The organism is Thalassolituus hydrocarboniclasticus (assembly GCF_025345565.1).
Taxonomy (GTDB): domain Bacteria; phylum Pseudomonadota; class Gammaproteobacteria; order Pseudomonadales; family Oceanobacteraceae; genus Venatoribacter; species Venatoribacter hydrocarboniclasticus.
On record NZ_CP054475.1, the window covers coordinates 327,289 to 352,294 of the forward strand.

Annotated in this window: 1 protein-coding gene (cut by a window edge); it reads left to right on the forward strand. The window is 46.7% G+C overall.

Annotated elements, in window-relative coordinates; genetic code table 11:
* A protein-coding gene (locus tag HUF19_RS01470) for an IPT/TIG domain-containing protein (protein WP_260998173.1) crosses the window boundary here: on the forward strand, window positions 1–25,006 show its 5' portion. It continues 11,132 nt past the right edge of the window; only the first 25,006 of its 36,138 coding nucleotides appear in the window; its start codon is at window positions 1–3; its stop codon lies beyond the right edge, outside the window.

Genomic DNA, 25,006 nt, shown 5'->3' on the forward strand with positions numbered 1-25,006 from the left:
ATGCGCCTGTTTCCCGCAGCTTTGTTTTTCTTATTATCTTCTTCTGCATTAGCTGGATCAGTTGATGTGGATATCCGTCTTGATGTCCCTCTTAGTTCTTTAGAATCAGAAAAAGAATTCACCATTGAAGTGGCAGACTGCACCCAGATACAGGGAATTCGTTACGATGGGGTGGACATACCGGTAACGACGGCTCTGAGGGGGCATGGTTCAGCTTCAGCATGTCGTTTTTCTGGTTTGAAGGCATTTTTTTCCAACTCGGCCACGATTTCGGTTGAGATTATCAATGCAGATGGCTCTTTAGTTTCATTTTCTGAAAATTATCAAGTGGAAGACTCTCCCCCTGAGTTGGAGCTGAGTGGCGTTAGTGTAACTGCAGGAGTGGGGACGCAATCGTTGCTGTTGGAGCTGGCGGCTTCAGATGATGTTGATATCTCTTATGTCGACCTATCCGTAAAGGGGTATCTTGCTAGTCAAATACGTAATGCAGGAGGGGTGCTGAATAGTGAAGGAGTCGTCCCGTTTATTGATTTTCGGGGTAAGGTTTTCCCTAGGTCAGATGATAATGAAGAGCTGGCGATTCGCCTGGATTTCATGCGTCAGCTTGATGTATCGCAGTTGTCTGGTGATGGAATCCTTATTATCGAGGGGACGGCTGTAGATCCTTCGGGGAACAGTAACTCATTCAGCGAATTCCGCTACACCGGGGGGAGCATAGAGGACAGGCTGGAATCTATAACATTTCCTGCAGCCTCAGTGGTTCTTACCGATCTTCTTGATTCCTACCAGCTTGTCCCTGTTGGGCATTACAAGTTCCGTGGTGACGTTCCCCTGCTGGGAAGAGGCTCAGGTGTTACATATAGCGTAAGTGACCCGGAGGTTCTTGGGGTAACAGCGGCGGGTATTATTTATCCGAAAAAGGAAGTTGAGCCCCGAATGGTGGACGTTATTGTCTCTCACTCGGATGGACCAGAGGTCAAAATTCCGGTATCGCTGGATTTTAATAAGCGAATTAATGAAATATCGTGGCTGAATGATGATTCAGTTCCAGTATTAAACGGTTTAAATAAAAGGCATGACTGGCCTGAGGTTGCAGTTGTTTACGATGATGGCAGTAAGCGACTTCTGGACTCAGAGTTTCCTCTGTCGGTAAAGATTGATCAGGATCTTACGCGTGTTGTAGAAGTTACATCGAAAGGTCTGTTTTCTAAGGCTGCTATTTCTAAAACGGCGCCGGTAATTTTATCTGTAACCTCAAACCGTGTTCCGGGTAAGGAGTTTTCTTTACCAATTGCGTTCCGTGATGCTGAGCCGCAGGTTTCCGTACAGGGAGCGGTAAGGGTAGAGGTTGGTGAGTTGCTTGAGCTTAGCGCTGAGGCGTCGGATGATGTTGGTATTAAATCCGTCAGCTTTATGCGGGACGGAGTTCTGCTGTCCAGTAGTGATCATGAACCCTTCAGAATGAATCTGAGTATCACGGAAGCGATGGATGGTAAAGAGTATCTTTTCTCGGCTATTGCGGAAGATACCGAGGGAAAAAAGACCGAATCTTCAGCACTTAGGGTTCTGATTTCCGAAAAAGCCCCATCATATAATCCAGGGCATCTGCATGAATCGCCAAGTTCTGTGATGCCTGTTGTTGAGGGAAGTCGCTATTGGTACCGTGCAGCCTATGATCTTGGTCCAGCATCATCTCTGACTGCTGAATCGCGCTCAGATATAAAGCTGATAAAAATTTACGCCGATGATCAGGAAGTTGCTGTTATCCGTTACCCTCTGATGGAACCGAGAATGAAGCTCGTGAAGGGAGTGCTGGTTAAGTATATGTATGAACTCTGGCAAACTGAATTAACAGCACCGGAGATATCAACGAATGAGACATCTTTACCCATTCGTGCGGAATACCATCTTAATAATGGCTCTGTCTTTATTGAGGATACATACTTAGTAAGGGTTATTGAAAACTCATCGCCTTTAGTTGTTTTGGATAAACCCGTTAATAATACGCAGATAAGCGCTAATGCAACGCTTTATATTTCAGGAACGATTCTCGATGATACTCTGTACCATGGCACGGATATAAGACTGTTTATCGATGGAGACGAGGTTGGGAAAAAATATATCAGCATAAAGGATTCTGATGCTGAGGAGTTTGATGAGTCAAAGCCATATAAGTTGCCGGATGTATATAAGGGTGCATTCGAATTCAAAAAAACGCAGTATCAATATCAATATAAAGTCGCTGAAAACTCAGTTGGTGATGATATTCATATTCGTTTACAGGCGAAAGATAGCAATGGAGTTCTGATTAAAACAAATGAAATCAGTGTGGCTGTAATCGCTGATCAGCCCCCAGGTACGTCTGTTGTCGCGCCAGTCCCGTCACAGTATATAACGGAAGGCGAAAAGGTACGATTCGAAGCCGTGGCACAGGATGATGTTGCCTTGTCCAGGGTGGAACTCTATGTAAATGGAACTTTATACGAGACGCTAACCAGTGAGCCATACATGACGATATATCAGGCTCCTGTTGGAATTCAGGCCGAACAGGTTCTGGAGTTTTCTGCTATTGCGTATGATTCTGATGGACAAGAGGGTCGTAGTCAGACAGTAAAGGCGACACTGGGTCATGATGACAGACCGCCGGTTGTTGAGTGGGTATCTCCTGAAATCAATAAGCTGGAAGGAGAGGAAACGATTGCAGCCTTGCCGGAGAACTCATCTCAAGTTCTAAAATTTGTCGGTTATGACAACATCGCAATATCCTCTCTGATTGTGACAGGTATTGAGAAAACAGAAAGCGGCTATATTCTTTCTGATAATCCGGCGCATCGGGAAACGCTGGCGATTAACAAAATACCTAACAGTATGAACCAGTATTCGTCAGCAGTTTTGCTCGCAATACCGGAGCTTTCTGAAAATGATTCTCTGGGCTACAGAAGCTTTCCTGTTGAAGCTATTGTCACTGATACTAATAAAAATACGTCGTCGGCTCCTGCTGTTATCAGGGTAGAGAAAAATATCGGTGCAGTTATCCGGAATGTGGAAGTTCTTAAAGATAAATTATATCCGAAAGAGACCTTACAATTTACAGTAATGGCTACTGATGATGTTAAAGTTTCCGAATTAATATATCAGCTTGAATCGTCCGGAAATATTTTGTTTCAGAAGAGTTATAGTTCAGAAGATGGTTTGGTTCAGAATTCAACAGTCATTGAGACATTTGAAATAGAATTAGATGAGCTGAATTTACCTAATAGTAATGATCTTCTTAAGTTGATTGTTGTTGCAAGAGATAATCAGGATCAGTCTCATCCTGCCACAGGTGTTTATTCAAAAGACATTGCTATTCAGTCAGATAATGATCCTCCGGTTATTTCATTGTATTCCCCTGTTCAGGGAAGTGAGATTCAGCTTTCTGCTAATAATGAGTTTCATCTGCGTATAAACGATGCTTCGGTTGTTGAGAGGTGGTCTGTCAGCTTATTAGGTAAGCAATTAATTGAACATGTAATCTCTGAGGCAGAAGTTAATAATGCATTTAATCTTAATTTATATAAAGAAGCCTGTGAAATTAACGCGCTGTGTTCTGATGGCGATATAATAACACTGGTTGTTTCCTCCACTGATGGTTACGGGAATATACGAAACACTAACTGGAACTATATTGTAAAACAGGATTCTCTCCCGGAAATCAGTGTGCGACTGCCATCTTCCGGATCCCGTTATTATGAGGGAGAGCTGGTGCCGATATCTCTTCTGCCTTTTGATGACTTGGGTATTAAAGAGGTCGGGTATCATGTTTATAGAAACGATAACAAACTGTTTAGTACCCAGCTGGCACCAAAATCTGGCCATAGTTCTGTAGAATCGGGTGCTTATGTAAATGGAACGTATCGGGTTCTGAGCTCGAAACAGGGAGAGGTACGACTGGCTGCTTATGTTGTTGACAGCTCTGGACAGGAAACAACTAAAGACATAAGTATTGAGACCTTGCCGGATAATAATGCTCCTGCTTTAAGTGTTGATCAGCCATCGAAGAATATAATTGAAATTCGGCCGGGTGGTAGTTTTCAGTTTAAAGGCGTCGCCATTGATGACAAATTTATAGCGGATAACATCTGGATCGACGATTCTAATGTTCAGAATTTACGGGCGCTGGTCAGATTACCTAGTGGCGAAGATTACACGCTTTCCTGGAAGGCTTTAATATCGTCAGGAGTCGTAGAAAATATCAAGCTACCTAATCCTGGCAGCTTTGGCGAAATTATATACCGGGAGCAGTATCGTAGAGATTTTTCTGGGAAGGTCGTCGTTGGTCAGGAGTTTTCTGATTATGAGGGGCAGGATTTAGAACTGAAATTTATTATTACGGATAATGGGGATAACAGCACCGAGTCCGAGAGTTATGTTCTAAGAATTCTAAGAGATCAAACTCCTCCCGTGATCAGTTTTTCCGGTATAGATTCTGATATTTATCATTATCAGGACGTTGTGTTTAATGTTGACGCGGAAGATGAAACTGAACTGCAAACTCTGAATGTATATCTTCAGAATAATGGCGAAGAAAAGCTTATTGCTGGATTGAAGGATGTGCAGAGCAAAGAAGCACGTATCCGTGGAGTAGCATTAAGTTATAACGATAACTTCAGTGAAGGTATGCAGGAGGCTCCTCGCTTAATTGCTCGAGCCGAAGATGCTTCCGGGAACAATGCTGAGAAAATTTTCGATCTGAACTTCGGGGTTGATCCTGAGCCGGAATTTGATGTAATTAAATCCATCTCCGATGGTTCTTTGAAGGCTTCTGGTTTGTCAGTAGATCAGATTCTTGTTAAAGACCAACAAGTTCCGGGAAGACAGCTTGTCAATGCAGGATACTTTTACTCCTCCCTTAGCGGCCTTGCTGATAATAGCAGGCCAGTAAGAGTTTCATATGACTATAGTGAGTCTGATATTACAATAGGAGAAGCTGTTAAAGCTGATGTTAAAAAACCTGTTTACAGTAATATCTATACATGGGTTTCATATCCCGAGCACACAAATTCTACACCTATAGTCATTCATGATAGTCAGAAGAAGGGTATGGTCATCATTGGTGAATCAGAAGTGGGAATTAAACACTTCCCCTCTGATCCTACTATTGCGGGAATTACAGGGCTGGATGAAAATGCTGAAATATCAATTAATATACATTCAAGAAGTCAATGTATTTCCAACTCAGTCATATTAACCACTGTAGGTTCTTTGGGGGATGAATTAAAGAAAATATATAGTGATGCTAATGTTCATTCTCTGAAAATTGATTTTTCAAATACCAACTCTGTGTTGAAGGCAATCGAGCAACATCGTTCTCCTGCACATGCTTTAAATTATGGATCTATAGCACAGCTGAATCAATTTTCCTCGGTATCAACAGGCTGGGTGAATTCCTTTATTCATTTATCCGACAGTGCCAAGCCTGATGTAGGCTCTCGGCTATCTTTTGGTGGACTGTTGTCCATGCGAGATGCCAGCGTGGATACTATTTATCACAACCTCGTATCCGTCACTCCTGCAGAAAATAAGCAATTCTCATTGTTGGGCTTTGCTATGGATCACTTGAGTGAAAAACGTGGTGATGTACCGGTGCGTGTTTTAATGTCGTCTGTAATCGTTGCGGACACTGAAGCACCGGATTTGATTGCAGAAACGAGCGTATCGAAAATCCTTCCACGACAGAAGGTCAGTATAAAACTCAATGGCTTGGATGATGGTCTGATCATTGAAAAGATTAATACCGAGCTGAATGGTATTGCTCAGAGTGATAAGCACCTCCCTTATTCGATGAGAGATAACAGCATTGTTTATGAACATCCCGCTGAATACAAATATGGAAACTTTTCTCTTCAGATTAATGCATTGGACCGGAGCGGTAATACTTATAGTCATGTTTATGAAATTAACGCTACAGATGATGAGCGTCCGGCAATTACATGGAAGCAATTCCGGGATTCTGATCGGGGTATTGTAGACTTATCCAGATTAAACTATGGCGAATTCTGGGTTCGTCATGGCGATACATTTAAGGCAGATATGAAGATTCTGGATGATGTAGGTCTTCACTCCTTTAACCTGTATCGTTTAACCCGCTCTGGAGATAGGGTTAAGTTAAGGGCAGAGAAGACATATACCGATATCTGTGATGAACTTTGGGACAAAATGGATATTGTGAGTACTGATGTACTCTTTGATCAGGCTGAGCCAACAGAATATCTGGCTGTTGTGACGGATGTTAATGGCAAGACCAGTGAGTTGAAGTTTATTGTTCATCCAAAAGAGAATATACAGCCGCAGGTTCGTATTGTTGCACCACTAGACGGTCAGTATATCGTTGCGGGGGCATCCAAACTTCTTGCTGTCGTCGCTTTCACTGATGATACCGAGATTAAGAAAGAGAGCGATGTATCATTTTATGTTGGTGGAGTAGAAGCACCAGTATTAAAAAGCTATAAATACACCGAAAAACCTCCTGAGGTTATCAAGGCATTTCAGGAAATCTATGACAATCTGGAACTTCGCTATAGTCAGGATGTGGCTTCTGAATTAGGGCGCGTTGATAGTCAATATGCAGGAACGGCATCTTACATATTCAGTATGCCTGAAGGCGTGGCTCGTGTTTCCGAAGAGCTGGAAATAAAAGCCGTTGTTCGTGATAAACAAGGCGTCATAAATAGCCATCTGATTAAGGTTGTCGCTGCGCCAGATGAGATCAAGCCAGAAGTGGTGTTATGGGATCCGGATTTTGCATATTCGCCGGTTGAGAATACAGATCTTACTCTGCAGTTCTCAGCATTCGATAATGTTAAAGTCGATCAGCTTGTGCTTTCTACATCCTATGGCGTCAGCTTACCCGATGGCAGTTATAAGAAGAAAGAGTATTCGGAACCTATTGTTAATATTAATAACATATCAGCGGATGATGCCTATCCAGCCTCGGCGGAAAATATTGATACGCCAATTTATAAAAAACTCATTCATGTACCAACGATACCAGAAGTGCTGACGACTATTGATCCTTCTCTCCTGGGAGAATTCAATGAGGATTATCGTCTTGATCTCTGGGTAAAAATTGAGGCGCGAGACTCCAATGGCAATATCCGGATCAGAGAACTCAGCTATGCTGTGCGTGTGGATGAGAGACCGGTAATTGATTTTGTTAAACCAGCTCCGGGTGAAAGTGCTGTTGAAGAAGACCGTTTGGCGGTTAATATTCATGGGTTTGATGATGTAGGTTTGGCTTATGTCAGGCTGACCGCATACCACGGATCGGAGCAGGCGGAGAATAAGATTTCTGAATTAAAACTGGTTGGTGGCCCATATCAGTTTATCGTGGATGTTCCCGCTTATGACGATAGTGATGCTGATAGTAATCGGTTAATTTTGGTTGCCGAAGCGGTTGATACTTATGGTGATAAGGTTGGCGATTTAGATAAGCACAGAGTCACTGAGCGGCTTGCACTATTTATTATTGAGGATGAACGCCCTGTAGTTGCTATTGCTTCACCAGAAAGCGGGAAGGAATACACTGAAGGGCAAGCGGTATTGGTTGAAGTCAACGCAACAGATGACATTGGTGTTAATCAGGTTGTTCTTTCTGTTAATGGGCTTGTTGGTGGAGAACAGACATTTGTCGACACCGAGTATCCCTATGAGTTTATTTTTAAACTTCCATATGGCCAGGCTGGCAGCGAGGTTTCCATATCGGCTACTGTTGTTGAACAGGTATACGGTGACAAAGAGGCAAGGGCAGTCTCTGTTATATCGCCAACACTGATCAGCATCGGGAAAGATAGCCAGGCACCATTAATAACCCTGAAGGCCCCTGAGCCTGATGACGTAAGCTATATAGTTGAAAACAGAGAACTGCCGTTTGAAGCGATTGTCACTGATAACGTTGAAGTGTTAACTGTTCGCTATGAGTTTATTGTTGATGGCCATTCTGTATCCACAACACTGTCGACCTCACCTCCATACTTTGGACGAATCCCGGTAAAATCAATAGCTGAGTATCTCAATAGCGAAGAGTCTTTGCCATCAGAGCTTGCGGCTACTTTCCGGGTAACTGCTACAGATGGTGCTGGTAATGTGTCGGATTCAGAAGCCGCGCTGAAAATAAAGAAAAACCTGCCACCGATAATTAATAATATGGGGCTTCTGGATCATCGTGGTTATAGTATCAGTCATGCGGATGGTATAACTAAAGGGCGAGCGGTTATTATTACAGTAACTGCATTCGATGAGTTTGGTATCGACCGGATTGAACTCTATAAACTAGATTCGTCTGGAAAACCTGTTCTGGTCTCATCTGATTTTGCTGCACCTTTCCAATATCATTATGAGATCTCAGACTCTGTAGGAACGGAACTTAAGTTTCAGGCCAAAGCGAAAGATATTGATGGATATTGGTCCGAAATTGGCGGCGATCTTAGTTTTATCGTTACTGAAAATAAGCCGCCTCAGGCGAATATCATTAAACCATTTAATAATGATTCCGCAATCATTGAAGGACAGAGTCTGGAGGTGATTGCCGAAGTTTATGATGATCTTGGGTCTGATGCTGTAACTCATGTCGACTTCTACCTGAATGATATTTTAGTAGAATCCGTATATCAAAATATGAGCAAAACAGATGGTACCTCTGCCGGCGATAATAAATATGCGGCTACTATCATTCTTCCTGAAGGTATTCAGGGAGCAGTGTTGCAGGTTGTTGCATATGACCGGGAAGGGCTTAGTGGGAGATCTGAACCACGATTTATAAAGCAGATTGATGACACTGTTAAGCCAAAACCTTACATACTTTCTCCTGTCGATGGCGATATAACGACACTGTCAGCCTCAGTTGAAGAAAATAACTTACGCCTTTTGGTTGCGGTTGAGGACATCGGCAACCCTCTTGATCGGCATGTTTTTGCCCGGCTGACTAAAGAACGATTTGAAAACGGTGTATGGAGCGCCGATGCATCGGAGGTCGTTGAGCTGATTAACGACGATAGTCGTCTTGCTTCAGATGAGCCACATAGTGAACCCGAGAATTATTACTATATATACAGCTATGATTATGCCTCAGGAGCTGTTCTGAGCCATGATGACAGTAGTGTTTTCAGAGTAAAAATAGAATCTTGGGTGAAAACTCCTGCAGATCAAACTCCAGAGGTTGTTACATCCTACTCTGAAATCGGCATGGCGTTCCGTAACAGCTACTTTATTCAGCCTAATAGTGATGTGTCCAGTCGATCAGAGGCGACGAAGGTATTTTATACCGCATCGGACCAATTTATTTCAGAGAGTCAGCATGGTCCTTTAGTTGTGGCATGGGCAAGTGAAAGTCCATATAACTCTGAGAGTGGCCTGGGTAACTATCATTGGCAAAATGGGCCGATGACTGGGCTTTACAATATCGGGCAATCTGATTTTACAGAGATGCCTGGTGGTATTACGTATGCATTCTCTTCTAATCTTAATGGCTCGGCCGAAGTATTCTCTGGAGTAATCTCAGAGGTTCATTCTGCCAAGGGTATTGTATTGGCCGCTAAATCTTCTGGTACCAGAGTGGGAGGTAACAGACCAAATGAAGCTCCATCTGGTAATACAGGCTTTGTAGACTCTTTAATCAGCGAAATTAATAAATATTCTGAAACTGGTCGCATTGACGATTATTCATCAGCTGAGTTGCTTGTATTTAATCACCAGAACGGCGATGAGCAGTTTGGTTTACCTTACCTCCTTAAAGGGCGCGCAGATTTACCTCATGGTGAAGCCTATGGTCTTGATGCGTCAGGAGATATTGCATTAGTCGCTAATGGGGATGGCGGTGTTATTGCATTCAATATTCATGATTTATCTATGCCATATCGAATTGGTTTTGTTAAGCCCGATGGATTTGCCCGCGATGTTAAAATAAAGGGCGATTATGCCTATATTGCTGCATCTTATCAGGGCATTGTCGTTGTTGATCTGACCCATCCGGATCTGCCGATTGTCGCTGTTTTTGATACCTATGGGATTGCCAATCGTATTGATATAGAAGGTGACAGACTGTACGTCGCGAATATGGCGGGGCAGGGAACTGTTGCTCAACTGAATGTTATTGATATCCGCGATCCACAGAATCCCCGTCACGTTTACGCCTATGATGTTAATCACGGCCGGGCAGACTACGAGCTTGATGGCATTTATGATCTTAAAGTAATTGGTGGTCTTGCTTATCTCACGGTCAACTACTCTGACCAGGAAGACAGACCAGCACAGTCGTCTGTGGAGATTATCGACACAACCAGAAATCAGGGTTATGAGTATTACGAAACCCGAAATGCTGTAACCCATCGCACACCTTCCTTGCAGGATGTGGGGGCGAGGGGTATTACAGTCGGGTATGATGAAGTCTTTGTAGCATCGGGTCAGCAGGGCCTGAAAAAACTTGATCTGAATAGTCTGACAGTATTAGGGCACAGCCCTGTTCATGGTAAGAATAATGTCGCACTGGATATAGAAGAAATTCATATTCGCGTATCTCATCCTATTGATATTAATGATGACTATAAATCTAAAATCAGTGTTTGGCTTGGTGTCACCGGGTTAGGTGAAGATGTTACAGATGAATTCGAAGTATCTGTGAAGACTACCGGCGCTGAAGGGGATACTTCCCGTGAGATTGTTCTGAGACGGAAGCCCGAAAATTTATTGAGAGCGGGTAAGGAATACCACGTCCATATTGAGTCTGGTATCAAACCGGTAACGGGCGGCGTGATGGCCCAGCCTTATGAGTTTAGCTTTTTCAGTATCGTTGATAGCGAAGCTGATATTCCGAATATAGAAGGAGTATCTCCAAATACGGTCAGCACTAATGGCGGTGAAATTATCAGCCTTACAGGGTATAAATTTGACACCGTTAATAAAGTCGAAATCGGTGGTCGCGATGCAGTAATCACAGCTACTGAGGTTGTTGATAATTCGTCAGGACTTATCCGGCTTTCGGTTGTGGCTCCTGCTAACTATGCTGGACCGGCAAGTATTAAAGTTGAGAATTCATTTGGCATCAGTGACACCGTTATTGGAGCTCTGACGTATATTGATGATCTGCGTCTTAGCTTTATTAATCCATCCGTTGTGCGGGTTCGTCAGGACGGTGAAAACGATCGTGCAGAAATTATTGGTTACGGTTTTACGCGGAATATTGTTGTTAAGGCTTACCCTGAAGGGCAACCAGATCGGGCTATTACCGACCGTATTGATAATGATCGCCTGGTTCTGAGAAGTTCTGAACGGATACTCTGGACTCTGCCTGATTTTGCTGACAGTTTCCGCGGTTTTGTTACCGTTGAAATCTCTGACGGCGCCCGGAAATCGGTTCTGCCGAAAGCGGTTTTCTATGGTGCCCTGGTTTCTGATGCTCGTATCCGTACCCGCGAACCCGAAATGCCAGCTTTGCAGCCAGCGTTACTGCCTTTCGGTAATATTGCTGCGTTGGAAAGCGATGCTGATCTGGGGCTTCTGTATGTACTTGGGACAACTGGTATTCCAAGCACTAAAAGTATTAGCAGTGAGCAGGAGCTGAACCAGAAGGCTCGCCCAAGCTGGCTGGCATTGGTTCATTATGAACGCGATGACCTGGAGAATGCCGCGCCTATGCATGGTCTGGGTTATTACAATATGCCCGCCGACCTTATGCCGACAGCGATGAAAAAACATGGAAATTACCTCTATGTGACTGCGAAGGGAGGAAATTTCCCCGGCTTTGATACCCGCTATGAAGGGCGTGACTGGCTATTGGTGTATGAAGCTGTTACTGCATTACCAGGCAGTGGAGATGGTATTGATCAGGCGGAAGGGTTAAACAGAAGCTTTATAAATGCAATTCCTCTGCCGTCGCAGAAAGGTTTACGTGATTATTCGCTGGCAGCAAAAGATAATCTGTTAGTTATTGGTGATACGGCAACAGGCGTTTATCTGTATTCGTTGATCAACCCTGTGCGCCCCGGATTAATCAGCGTAATTGATAAAGTGCAGTCGGAACGTGGCACTTTGCCATTTGGCCCAAGCCGTCTTTATATCGCCGGAAATGAACTGTTTGCCAAAATTCCGCAGGGGAATGAAGGCTTTGGTTGGGCTACCTTTGACCTAAGTAAAGCCAGTACTCCACAGCTGGACTTACTGAAAGTCAGCGGCAATATGGCGCCGTCGGTCGCCGGTAATTTGCATCTGGCTGACGATTTTCGAGTGTTTGAGCGTACAGGAACGGAGCAGTGGCAGCTGCGGGGGCAGCAAGAGGATTTCGGCGATGTCATCTATCAGCCAGGCACAATTGCAATTGCAGGAAAATCAACATTAGCGGCCAAAATAAATCGTCGTAAGTGTGGCAAGGGTGTTTCTGTTAAATATCTGTCACTGGTTGATTACTCTGATGCTGCCAACCCTTATCTGCTGGATACTATGGTGTTGCCGGCAGATGGTGTTGATCCTGGTCAGGACATCAGTGATGTATTGCCAGATGTCGGACTCGATGGCGTGTCCTTTCCACTAGGCTGTGGCCTTGCACAGTATCGCCCGTTTGTATTTACCGATGACGGTATTGTGGTAACGGCCGTCAATAATCAGCAGCCGCAGGGGATTCTGGAACTGATCGATACTCATATCCAGGATATGGTATACAGCTGGCCTTATGATGGTATGCAGGGCGTTGCTACCGATGTCCGTATTGCACTGAACTGGACCCTGCCTCTGGGGAACACCAGTGAGCTTACCGATTACCTGCAGCTTGTACGTATGAATGGTGAAGAACAAGGGGAGCCTGTCTCTGTTCAGTTGCAGATTAATCCTGAAAATTCACGCCAGTTATGGCTTATCCCTGAAGTACCACTGGCAGATAATCAACAGTATGAAGTTCGCATTCAGGGAGTAAAAGCTTCACGTCGTACTCTTGGTCTGGCCGACCTTAACATCTCGTTTACTACCGCAGCTTACCAGGGTGCCGGAATTGAATGGTTAGGTAGCAATAAAACCTTTATCTCAACTCAGGGAGATGAAGTTGAGATTACTCTGGCCAATGCTCATAACCCGGAATTCCATTTTGCCGGAAAATTATCATCCGTCCTTGCTTCGGAAGCTCTCTCCGATACCCAACAGCGTTATCGTGTCGCCGTTCCACCCGGGCAGATTGGGCCTGTCGGTCTTGAAATTATCGATGCCGATGGCCGCCGCTGGCAGGCATTAGGTAAGTTTGTGTATGTAGAGCCATTGCATCTGCAAAGCATAACGCCGGATGCAGGGACGCTGGAGGGTTCGCAAAGTGTTGTGATCTATGCTGATGGCTTACCACCGGATGTGGCCGATATTCAGGTTTATTTTGGCAATCAATTAGCCCCTGTCGATTCGTATACTCTGATTGCATACGATCAACTGCAACTGAATACTCCACCGTGGCATCTGGGCACCGTTGATGTACGTGTCGTGCTGGCTGATGGGCAAGAAGATGTACTGGAGCAGGCTTATACCTACCAGCAACCGATACAGTCTGAAATCCGTACTGGTGCGGTTACCGCGATGGCGATTGATCCGACCGCAACCTACATGATGGTTGCTTCCGGGCCTGTATTAAAAATTATTAATATTGATCCGTCTAAGTGGACGGCCTCCAATATTGAATACGATAAAGATGGTAATCCTGTTACCCACGACCCACTGAATCCTGATGATTTACGTCGTCCTATTGATCTGGACGACAAGCCTGGTGATGACCGTGTCGTATTTAACTGGTCCGTGCCAACAGGCCATCATATTTTGGGTGTGCAAGGCTTTTTCGAGCGCGGTAATGACCTGATCTATATGACTGTTGCCAGGCCGACAGGGGAGTGGGCTGATACCGAGTTTTCTGAAAGTAAGTTGCTGGTGCTGGCGGTTAATGACGATTTCAGTGGAGCAACACTGGTGCGGGAATTGCCACTGCCTGGCGAAATGGCCCGTGGCCTGCTGGTAGAAAATAATCAGGTCGTAACTGCCATGGGGCATGAAGGTCTGGGCCTGGTGGATGCGTATCTGCCTTATAAAGCGTACCTGATGGATTGGAGTGCTTTATCCGGAACTCTTCCTGCACTGGATGTTCGTCGTGTTAATCGTACCTTCAACGGCGAGCCGGTTTATGCGCTGGCTGCCGGTGATTGGGAATATCCTGCACAAAAGCTGGTTAGTGAGGAGGCCTCCGGTGCCGGAGGTTTCCACCTTGTCAGCCGTAATGCTGAAGGGCTGAAAGAAATTGCGGTGCTGGATATCCCTGCAAGCCGGATCCGTATATCCGGAGATATTGCGTATCTCGCCGCCGGTGACCGTGGTGTGATTGTGATTGATCTGTCTGATGTGACGAAGCCAAAAGTGATAACCCGGATGTCGGATATTGGTCATATTTACGACATTGATCTGTCTGGCCATATGCTTTATGCATCGGCTGGCAAAAAGGGTATTTATGCCATCGATATTACAGACCCTTCAGCGTTGGTTCTGGTGTCGCAGATGGATGCTTTTAATGATCTGAGCAGTCAGCATGTTGTGGCGTTGTCGGCATCGGTTGTTTCGGGAGGTCTGAATCATACCTATGGGGCTATTCAGGTTATACCGGATTCTGAGCTGAAGTTGTTCCGCATTGATCCGCAGAATCATATTCTCGATTACGATGCCGATGGCAAAGTCCGCATTATTATGCGCTTCAGTAAAGCCATCGATCAGTACATTCCAAATCAGGCAGCGTTTAAGGTACAAAATGCTGATGGTTCTCCGATCGCTTTTGAACTGGATATTAACGGCAATCAGGCAGAGCTGAGCCTGACGGATATTGGCAGCCTGAAAACCGGTGATGAAATATTTGTTCACGTCGATGCTGGTCTGGCTTCGGTGAAACCGCTGACCGACACCAATGTTATTCGTTTATATCAGTTGAAACGGGCGCAGCAAGCCAGCTTCCGTTTCCGGGGCAGGGTATCAGCCAAACTCTGGATTGATTCTGTGTTACCTCGCCGTCAGCTGGCAGGGCTGCCGCTGCATGTCACCATGAGCGTTCATGGTTTGCCACTGGACCCGGCCAGGGTTCGTGCCTGGGTAGGTGGTCATCCGGTGACGTTGGATCGTCTGGAAAGTAATGATGAGCAGGAGCGCGTTGGTATTCTGTACGGTCGTGTACCGGCACTGAATATTCCGGGTTATTACGATGTAACGGTTGAAATTAATCGTTATGGACTGTGGGAACAGACCCGATTATTAGGCGCAATCGCAATAGATGCGCCTTTGACGCTGGACAGTATTGTTCCGCAGTGGGGACCTTTGCCAGGAGGTACCCGTATTGAAGTCAGCGGCAGCGGCTTTGAGCCGGGTAATACCGTTATGGACGGGCTGTCGATGCTTGTTGGCTCGGCGCCGGTAACAAATATTGATGTGATTTCTTCCCGCCGGTTAATTGCCTACACCCCACGCGGTGTCACCGGGCGCCAGCCGGTGCGTATGAGTAACCGCTATCAGGAACTGGCACAACTTGATGAAGCACATGGCTTTGGTTATGGCTTACGGCAGTTAGGCAAAGCGGGCGCTGCACTTGTCCATCCGAGTCAGGTTGTTGTTGATCAGGATACCGGTGTTGCCATCACTACGGCCGGTTCATTTGTTCATGCATTTGGCCCTTATGATCCCCCAGAAGGAGAGCGCTGGCAGCTGCAGTATAAATCTTTCGGCGGAGCACTGTACCCGGATGCCTTACGGGCAGCGACCTTTGATGTGCAGGGTGAGGAGCATATTCTGCAGGTGGGTGGTGTTGGTAATTTACCCTTGGGTGAAGACGGGCAGGAGCGCCTGGCGCGCGATATTTTACGGATTAAGCTGAGTGCCGGAAGCGCTCTGACCGATGAAGATAAAGAGCTCTATAACAAAGTCCGCCATGAATATATTGCGACCAATCTCGACTCATTATCGTTACAGGCAACCCGCGAATACGAGCAGGGTGTCTGGCGTAAGCGTCTGTATGTTGCTAACGGCACGGCAGGTATTTCCCGTCTGAATCTGGATGAGCAGAATGGTTTACAGATTACCAATGAGATTGGCGGTAATCAGGGGTATTCACTGATTACCGATCTGCTCAAGCAAGGGAATAGCTTATATGCCGCCGAAACGTCTGCGCAGAGCAATTTAAAGCCCAATGGCCCCTGTTTTGCAAAGGGGTTGCTGGATATAGAAACAATGAAAAACATCCGTGTTATTAATTATCTGCAGGGTGAAGACCCGGTTGAACTCAGCCGCCTGCCAATTAAAGCCGGTGTGAGTGTCTACCAGCACGGAGAGTGGATTTATGGCGGCGGTATCTATGGTGCCTATCCTTTGCAGAAAACCCATAAATTCTGTGCGTTCTGGAAAACCATCGGCGCAAATACGCCGATTGCCGGTACGGGGAATCTTGGAGATTATGAACCGGCTAAAACCGTCAATGCACTAAACCTGTTTGACTCTGTATTATCCCGAACTATTGCCTTTGATTCAGCGGTTACGGATCTTACCTATCACAATAATCATCTGATTGCAGCGCTGGGAACACAAGGCGTTGAACTGGTGGATATGGGTAACAATGAACGTTTACGTATCTCGATTTCTGAAGAACTGCAGCAAAATCCAGCTGATATTTTCCGTACCGAAATGGTTGGCAATATGCTGTTTATGTCCGGTCGGGGCGGTTCGGTTGTTGTTGCCGATCTGAATGATCCGGAACATCCGAAGATCATCAGTGCGGGCAATATTGAGTTCGCAGAAGGCATCGATATATTCCGCAACCGACTGGTTGTTGCTGCTGGTGGTAGTGGGTTGCTCAATATGGAGTTGCCGGGTGCCCTGGTAACTGGAACCAGCCTTGATCAGGATGGCGGTATTTCCATGAATCCTGATGAGTCATTGGTCGTCAGCTTTAACGAAGCTATCAGTGTGGATTCCTTCCTGCATGCCGGAGCCTATGAGTTACTTAAGCACAGCGCAGCAAGCAGTGAAAAAGTTGCTGTTGCTGCAATCTGGGTGGCATTAAACGGTCGTGATGGCAGTGCCTCTGAGTTTGAATTGCAGTTTGATCGTCAGCCGGGTGAATACACCCTGAGTATTAACGATCTGGAGAATATCCGCGGAACCGGGTTGTGGGCGCCACATATCGAACATTTCCGGGTGCTTGAGCATAGTGCCCGTATTCCGGAAATCCGTTATCTGCAAAATAATCAGATACTCGCGGATGATGTCTCGACAGCCATTGAAATTAAGGGCTCTCATTTTTCCGACGGTGAATTAAAAGCACAGATTGATAATTACAATGTTCCGGTGACCGTGCTGGATGATGAGACCGCGCTGATTCCGGCAGGTTCTCTGCAAATGCTGGATCTGGATTATGGTGAGCATCATCTTAAACTCAGCAATCATGAGCGCAGCGCCCTGTATATGGGGGCTGTTATGTATACTGCAGCACCTGCTTATACTGAATTCCAGTTGAATGTAAATTCCGGAGACATTACCGGTGGGCATCATATTACGGTTTCAGCCAGCAAGCCGGTGTTCCAGCCTGGCAGCCGTGCACGTTTTGTCTCCCGTCTGACGGGGCAGGTAATCGAAACCACCATCAGTGAAAACGACTACGAGCTGATTAATCTGGATGACGATGTTATTCATCTGAATCAGATGCGCTTCCGCGCGCCTGGCGTGGTTTACCCGGGTATTTATGATGTGTATGCCGTTATGCCTGCTGGTGCTGCAACCCGCGAGGTATTGCTGGGGCAATTCTCATACAGTCGTGGTCTGGGGCATCAGTGGAACTTGCCTAATTATCCGCCAATGCAGGTCGGTGGCGCCGAACTGCAGGAACAAAACCTGCTGATCGGCGTAAAAGATGGTGTGGACGCTACAGCAACAAACCGTTTCCTGATGAAATACGGGTTTGAGTTTTACGACGTTACCATTCCGGACCGTCCGGTTCGGTTGTCACAGGTTCGTCTGTCTGCGCCGGTGTATGGCGTTACCATGGCAGATAATCAGGCTTATCTGGCCGGCGACACTGCAGGCTTGCACCTGATCGATATAACCGACAAAGAAAACCCGCTGCTGGTAGCAACAGAAGCCTTCAGTGGTCTGAAAGTAATGGACGTTGCAATCCGTCGCAGTCAGCAGGTATTGGCCGTTGCTATTACTGATCCTCTGGGCGGCGGCTTTATCCGCTTTATGGATCTGCTGGATGAAGATCGCCTGACTCCGGTTGGTTATCAAACCCTGACCTTTGCCGATGCGGATAATGATCCTCATGTTCTGCAGGGGCAGCCGATCGACATATCCTGGAATGAAGGTAAGTTATATGTGCTGCATCGCGCCGATCGGAAATTACTGCTGACGGTAATCAGTAATCTGGGAGATGGGGCGCCTGTCTGGGTTACCAATGAATTAGAAGAAGTTTCTGGTAATCGTGAATTGCATGAGTACTCCATCTTAGTTGAATCAGGATTGGTATATCTCGGTGCTCCTGACGCGCAGTATATTTATGAGCTGGATGCGCAGGATAAAGCGAGTATCAACTATTGGCAGCAGCGTGATGCCGGAGGCGAACTTTTTGCGCAGGAAGGACGCATTCTGACTTCGACGGAAGAAGGTTTTGTGGTTGTTCGGCCGCATCGTCTGGCGGTTCGTTCTGTAACACCTCTGGCTGACTCCAGTGTTTCTGTTGGCAGTGAGATCCGGATTCAATTTAATTCTCTGCTGGATACTTCAGCGGAAAGTATCGGTGCTGCAATCAGCCTTGTTGCTCAGGATGGAAGCGTTATTCCGCCAGAACAATATCGTCTGGAGGCAATTAATACCGTACGTGGTGCGCAGGTTTCCGTTCATCTGGAGCAAATGTTACCTGAAGGAGAATTCAGGTTAAGAGTCAGCGATATCCTGAAAGATCTTGATGGTCTCGGTATGATTCGCCCGATTGAGCATCCATTATATTTTTCAGCCGCCCATGCTCCGGATATTAAGTCGGTACAGCGCTGGGTTAATGGTGCCCCAGCAGGCCATTATTTCCATGCGGATGGCTCTGAAGTCGCGCGTGTTCAGGGGCAATACTTTGCTTCAGGGATGTCCGTCTATGTCGGAGACACATTACTCGATGATGCTTCAGTCCGCGTACTGTCTGCTACCGAGCTGGAACTTGATATTCCGGATCTGTTCAAAGGCGAGCTTGCCATTTCCGTTAATCTCCGCGTTCAGAATGAACATGGAGAAGGCATTCTTATGGGGGCTGTTGTGGTCATGCCCCGTGGCCGGCTGGAAGCATTTTACCCTTTGATTGGGCCACCGCAGGGTGGAAACCGTATTGATCTGTACGGAACAGGCTTCAACCGCTTTATGAATGTCTATTTCGGGGAGAATCAGGCAGGGAACCTGCGTCTGATCAGTGCCAACCATGCACAGGTTATTGCGCCATCTAACTCATTCGGCTATCAGGCTGTCAGAATCGAGAATCCATATTTCTCCGGTGAGCAGTCGCAGGCACCGGAAGAATATTTCTATGCGGGGCAGCCGGTTGGCAAGCTGGATATGCCAACTGATGCACCCTCTCCGGTTGCCGCACTGGCCTACCAGAATCAATTGCTGTATGCCGTAACGGGTGGCGAATTCACACCAAGAAACCGCGAAGGCAAAGAGCTGCCGACCCGCTACGGCAAGAAAGCCAGGCTGATGATTATCAATACTTCAGATCCTGTGGCTCCGCAGCTGGTCACTAATCAGATTGCTGATCAGGTATTGAATTATCATTTTGAAGGCAGTAGCAAAGACGGAGCCTTTGTTGATGTTGAAGTATCGGGTGACCGTCTGGTCGCGGCAGCAGAAAATCGCTTCTTTATTTTTGATACCACACTGGCTACAGACCCATTCCTGCTCAAGGATATTGCAACCCCCGGCGCTATCAGAGATGTACTGATACATCAGGGGCAGATTTATATTGCTCATGCGCTGGGCATTGATATTTATCGGGAGCAGGATGATGACTTTGAGCGCATAGCCCATATAAGTACAACAGATATCGGCGGGTCACCGTATCGTTTATCCAGTAATGGCCATAAGTTGTGGGTCGTACAGACAATTGCGCGCCGGGTGGTTAGCCTGGATATGCGTACCTCAGACTACAAACTGATTGATGTTATTGAAACCGTTAATAATGACGGGCGCCGTATCAGACCTTATGACTTTATTGATGCTGGCAAAGAATATCTGGTTGCTACCGGGCCGTTAGGCAGTATTCAGGTCTATGTGGATGACCTTGCGTATGGTGGTCAACTGGCAGGCGAGGCGCGCCTTGAGTATCTCATTGCTAATGGTGATATGAGTGCAGATCGCATCACCCTCAAAGGGCAAACCTTATATGTGGCTGCTCAGGAAGGTGATGTGCAGTTATTTAATATCTCGGATTGGTTGCATGGAGACTTCAGTCGTCAGCCGGTTCTGGATTATTACTATTCGGTTCTGGGGAATACGACCAGTCTGATTGTTCAGCCAGCAGCGCTTTATGCCGGTACGGCATATGGTTTGGTTAATAGTGATCAGCCTTACGAAAATCCATACGAAACTACTCCTGGACTTGGCATTAGCGGTCAGGTTGCTACGATTGAGAATGACTTGTTTGTTATCGTTGATCAGCACCCGGGGGTGAGCAAAGCCCTGCTGAAAAATGAAACACTCAGTCTGACGTTTAACCGGGTTGTTAGCGAATTAACGGTTAATAACAATAATATCCGCCTGTATAAATCAGGCGCCCCTATTGCCCTGAGTTTCAGTCAGACAGTTACTAATGGACTGACAAAGGTCAGTATCATTCCGGACTTTGCCTTTGAGGATGGCGTTCAGTATGAGCTGAGAGTCAGCGAAGATGTGCTGGATATTTATGGGCAGCCTCTGCATGGCCGTTATCGTACGGATTTTATTTATCGTGATTATACTCGTCCTGAATTGACTAAGGTAAGCAGTCAATATATCAGCTGGCAGGGAGGTCAAACTTTAGATCTGTTTGGCAGCGGTTTCTATCCCGGTATGACGGTGCAGATTGGCGATGTAATTATCGATCCATCGATGATTGAGTGGATTAGTGACACCCATATCCGCATTACACTGCCGCCGCTCCCTGACGCTCAGAATCAGAATGCACTGTATGCCATCAGTATTGGTGATGGCCAGAGCTCGGAAACGTATACAGGTCGTCTGAATGTTGTTGCTGATCCATCGATTTCTCTGGCAGGACGCTACCGGGAATCTGATGTCAGTGTCGAGTCATCTACCCAGATTTTTGGTTACAACGAAAAACACAGACTGGCAATACAAGGGCAGGGCTATGGTCCATTCACTTCTGTTTCTGTAAACGGCAAACCTGCACGGAATGTTGAACTCTTACGTGACGATATTCTGGCCTTTGATCAACCCGACAATACGCTCGGCACTCTGCATATTGTGGTTGCAAATGAGGGCATTGGTTCTGCTGAAAATAATCAGCTCAGGGTTGAGCTGGAGCCTGAGCGCAGTGGCGTTACTGTGAACGACTACACCCGTGATGGTGACTTGCTGGCGATCAGCCGCGGAGCTTATCCGTCTACCGTGCAATTACTGACCACCGATGAGAGTGATATACCGTCTTTCCTGTCATCCCTCTCAATGCCACAAAGTGATCGTGTTGAGCAGATAAGACTGAGCGGAAATTTCCTGTACATTCTGATGAATAAATCCGGTTCAGTATTTGTATATGACATCAGCAATGTCTATGCACCGGAGTTGATTAATGAAATCTCAAATCCTCAGCAGTTTGGATTTAAAGGAATTGCAGCTACAAGCCGTCAGCTGATTGCCTGGGATCAACAAGCAGTTTATTTCGCCCATGCCACTGGTAGTGAGTGGGACTCCCAGCCGATCTCCGGCACAGTGGTTGATGTTGCGGTTTCTGATCGCGAAGTACATATACTAACGGCAACACAGCTGATCAGCTTGCCGCTGAGCCGTAATGCTGGTTCGAGAACTTTGGCTCATGCTGCAATTCATCCCCAGCAGTTGGTTATGCACCATGGTTTAGCAGCAGTTGTCGATGGTACCCGCTTACACTGGCTCGATACTGACCGCCAGCAACAGGCAGGGTTGACCAGTATTCCGGCTAATGCTCTGGTTAGTCTGAACGGTGAAATATTGGTAGTGATGAATACATCAGCACACATCCAGATGGTATATGACATCAATTTTGATGATGCTCACCAGGTTGCGCTGCAGGAGATAACCCGCTATCAGTTGCAAGGAACCGGCAACCGGAACCTGAATTATCGTGCAGGTCTGGCCGAGTGGATTCGGAGCGGAGAGTTGTATCACACCCGGATTCCAGTGCTGACCGCGGCTCCGGAAAACTTGTCCGTTATTCGCAGCAGCAGTGCCAATATTTATTTACCGTTATCGATGTTGCACCCGAACTGGGCACGAGCAGATATTTCACTGAAATCATCCGATGGAAGCATGGCCGACGGTATATCACGTCCTGTCGATCATCATTTGCTTCTGGAGACTTATGCAGGGGAGCTGCAACCAGCAAGTACTTATTATCTGCAGTTGACGGATCAATTACGGCAGTATGTTGATGGCCTTGAGCTGTTACATGATCGTCAGTATCAGTTTATGACACCACTTGCCTTTGATATCGGAGAGCCTGAAGTCGGAGCCTTATCTCCGGATACGGTTACGCTGGGGGGCACTCATCAGCTTAAGCTATCTGGTGCGGCGTTTGATCAGGTGCAGTCACTGAAAATCGGAGAGGCGGATATTGATCTGACGGATGCGGAACGCAGCTCCGCATATATCCGTTTCAGTTTCTCTGCTCAGTCTTTGGGTATTAAACCGTTGCATCTGCATACCGCCGCCGAGATCTTCAGTACGCCAGCGGCACTCAACATTGTGCAACCGCTGGTCATATCGGCAGTAGTATCTGACCTGCCAGATCCCACTACGGTCAGCGATACAGGGGGGGATACTATCCGGATGACTCTGGCGGGTAACAGTGCCGGGCTTGACGTTTATTGGATACCTGCCGAAGACGGTTTTGAGCTGGAAGACACTTATCGTGTACAGCACAAAGCTTCAGGCAATGAATTGTCTTTCCTGGTGCCGGTACGTTCTAAAGATAAAGCCTATAAAGTTGGTCGTGAATATCATGTGGTTATTGTTCGCGAACAGACCACTGAGCAAATTGAATCCTCTGTTCTGAGGGTGGTGGACAATACTCCACCGAAGCTGGAGCTGGTTAATCAATATTATTACGAACAACCTCTGACACTGGAGGCTGATGAGCCAATGCAGCTGCCGGCCTACCGTGTATCGCGCACACTGTATGCTAATGGCCAGATAGTAACGGACGATGTGACGGAGCGATTTGAGCTGAAAATGCTGAATAATGGACGCATAATTCAGCTGGGCAACCGCAGCACGGCTTTCACCGATCATAATTCCGTCTATCGCCTGGAATTATTCGGTCTTGCTGATATTTATGGCAATCTTCCGGTCGAGTCATACAGCATTGATGATCAGGGGAGTTTTGTCGCAGAAACCCGTACGCTGGATCGTGAAGCCCCTACCAATATACGGTTACTGAACGCTGCCAATGATGAGGAAATTACGTCTTCTGTCGCATTGACCCGCAGTAAAGTGCACTGCCTGCGTTTTGTGGCGGAAGATAATCTTCAGCCAGAAGATCAATTACGGATAAAATATCGTATTAGCAATGATGCCGGCCTGAGTTTTGGCCCGGAGCTGGGTCAGAATAGTAGAAATGAATACTGTTCAGCCGGAGCCTTCCCGGTTGTTGTTGCGCTGGCACAGCAGGACCTGACGCTGGCTGCGACTGTCAGTGACGGAGCAATGCTGGCGCACAGAACCATTCAGGTTCCGCTGAAAGACCCTCAGATTAATCTGGCCGGATTTTCCACAACGCCGGATGTTATTGAAGAGGTAAGCGACAGTCAGCTGAAGTTTACGGTCGCTGGCGATATTGAACTGATTGATCTTCAGGCAGTACGCATTGACCTGTTTGAACGCGGACGCTGGAAGCCTGTGGTTACTCAGGCAGTAAGTAATGGCGTATCTGTCGACGTTTATGCTGATATATTCCAGCCAAAACTGGCCGATATGCTGTTGGATTATCAGGGAGAGCAGCAAGCCAGTATTCCGGTTCGCGTTCGCGTGCCGTTTGGAATCGACGGCAGTAAAGAATTCTCGGCTTCTTATACTCTGCATAAAGATATCACTCCGCCGGATATCCGTATTGTTTCACCTCAGCATGGTGGTTATGTGCCATGGGATCTGCCACTGGATGTGTTGATCCGCTCATTTGACCGCTACGGTGTTGAACGTGTTGAGGCATCGGTCAATGATGGCGCCTGGGAGTCGTTGCAACAGCCAAACCGGTTGTCGTTTACTCCGACCCATGACGCGTATCCCGATGATATCCGGATTCGTGTCCGGGCAACGGACCCGAACGGTAATCAGAGTGTCGAGGCATCGGTTGCTAATGGCCGTGAGATTCTGTTAACCCCGTATGATGCTGAGCTGGGTGAGCCCGCTATACGTCTGCTGGCTCCGGCTAATGGCGTCAGTATTAAAGAGCGTACTGTCTTAAATGCTCTGATTGAAATGCAGAACCTGGAAGAAGCGACCGTGCAATTCTGGATCGGTGGTGAAGAAGGTCATCCTGATAATCCTGCCGACCGGATACTCAGCCAGCCTGATAAAGCAACTGTAAGAGCTACGGTCGACTTTGCCATACCGTCGGTGAACGGTGCCTCGGCGGCGGTTATCCGGGTTCTCAGTAACGGGCAGGTTCGTGCTCAGGCTTATATCAATATTGAAGATGATGAGGTTCTTGGAGCGGTACCGCTCCTGATTACAGAACCAGACAATCAACTGCTGTCAGGAA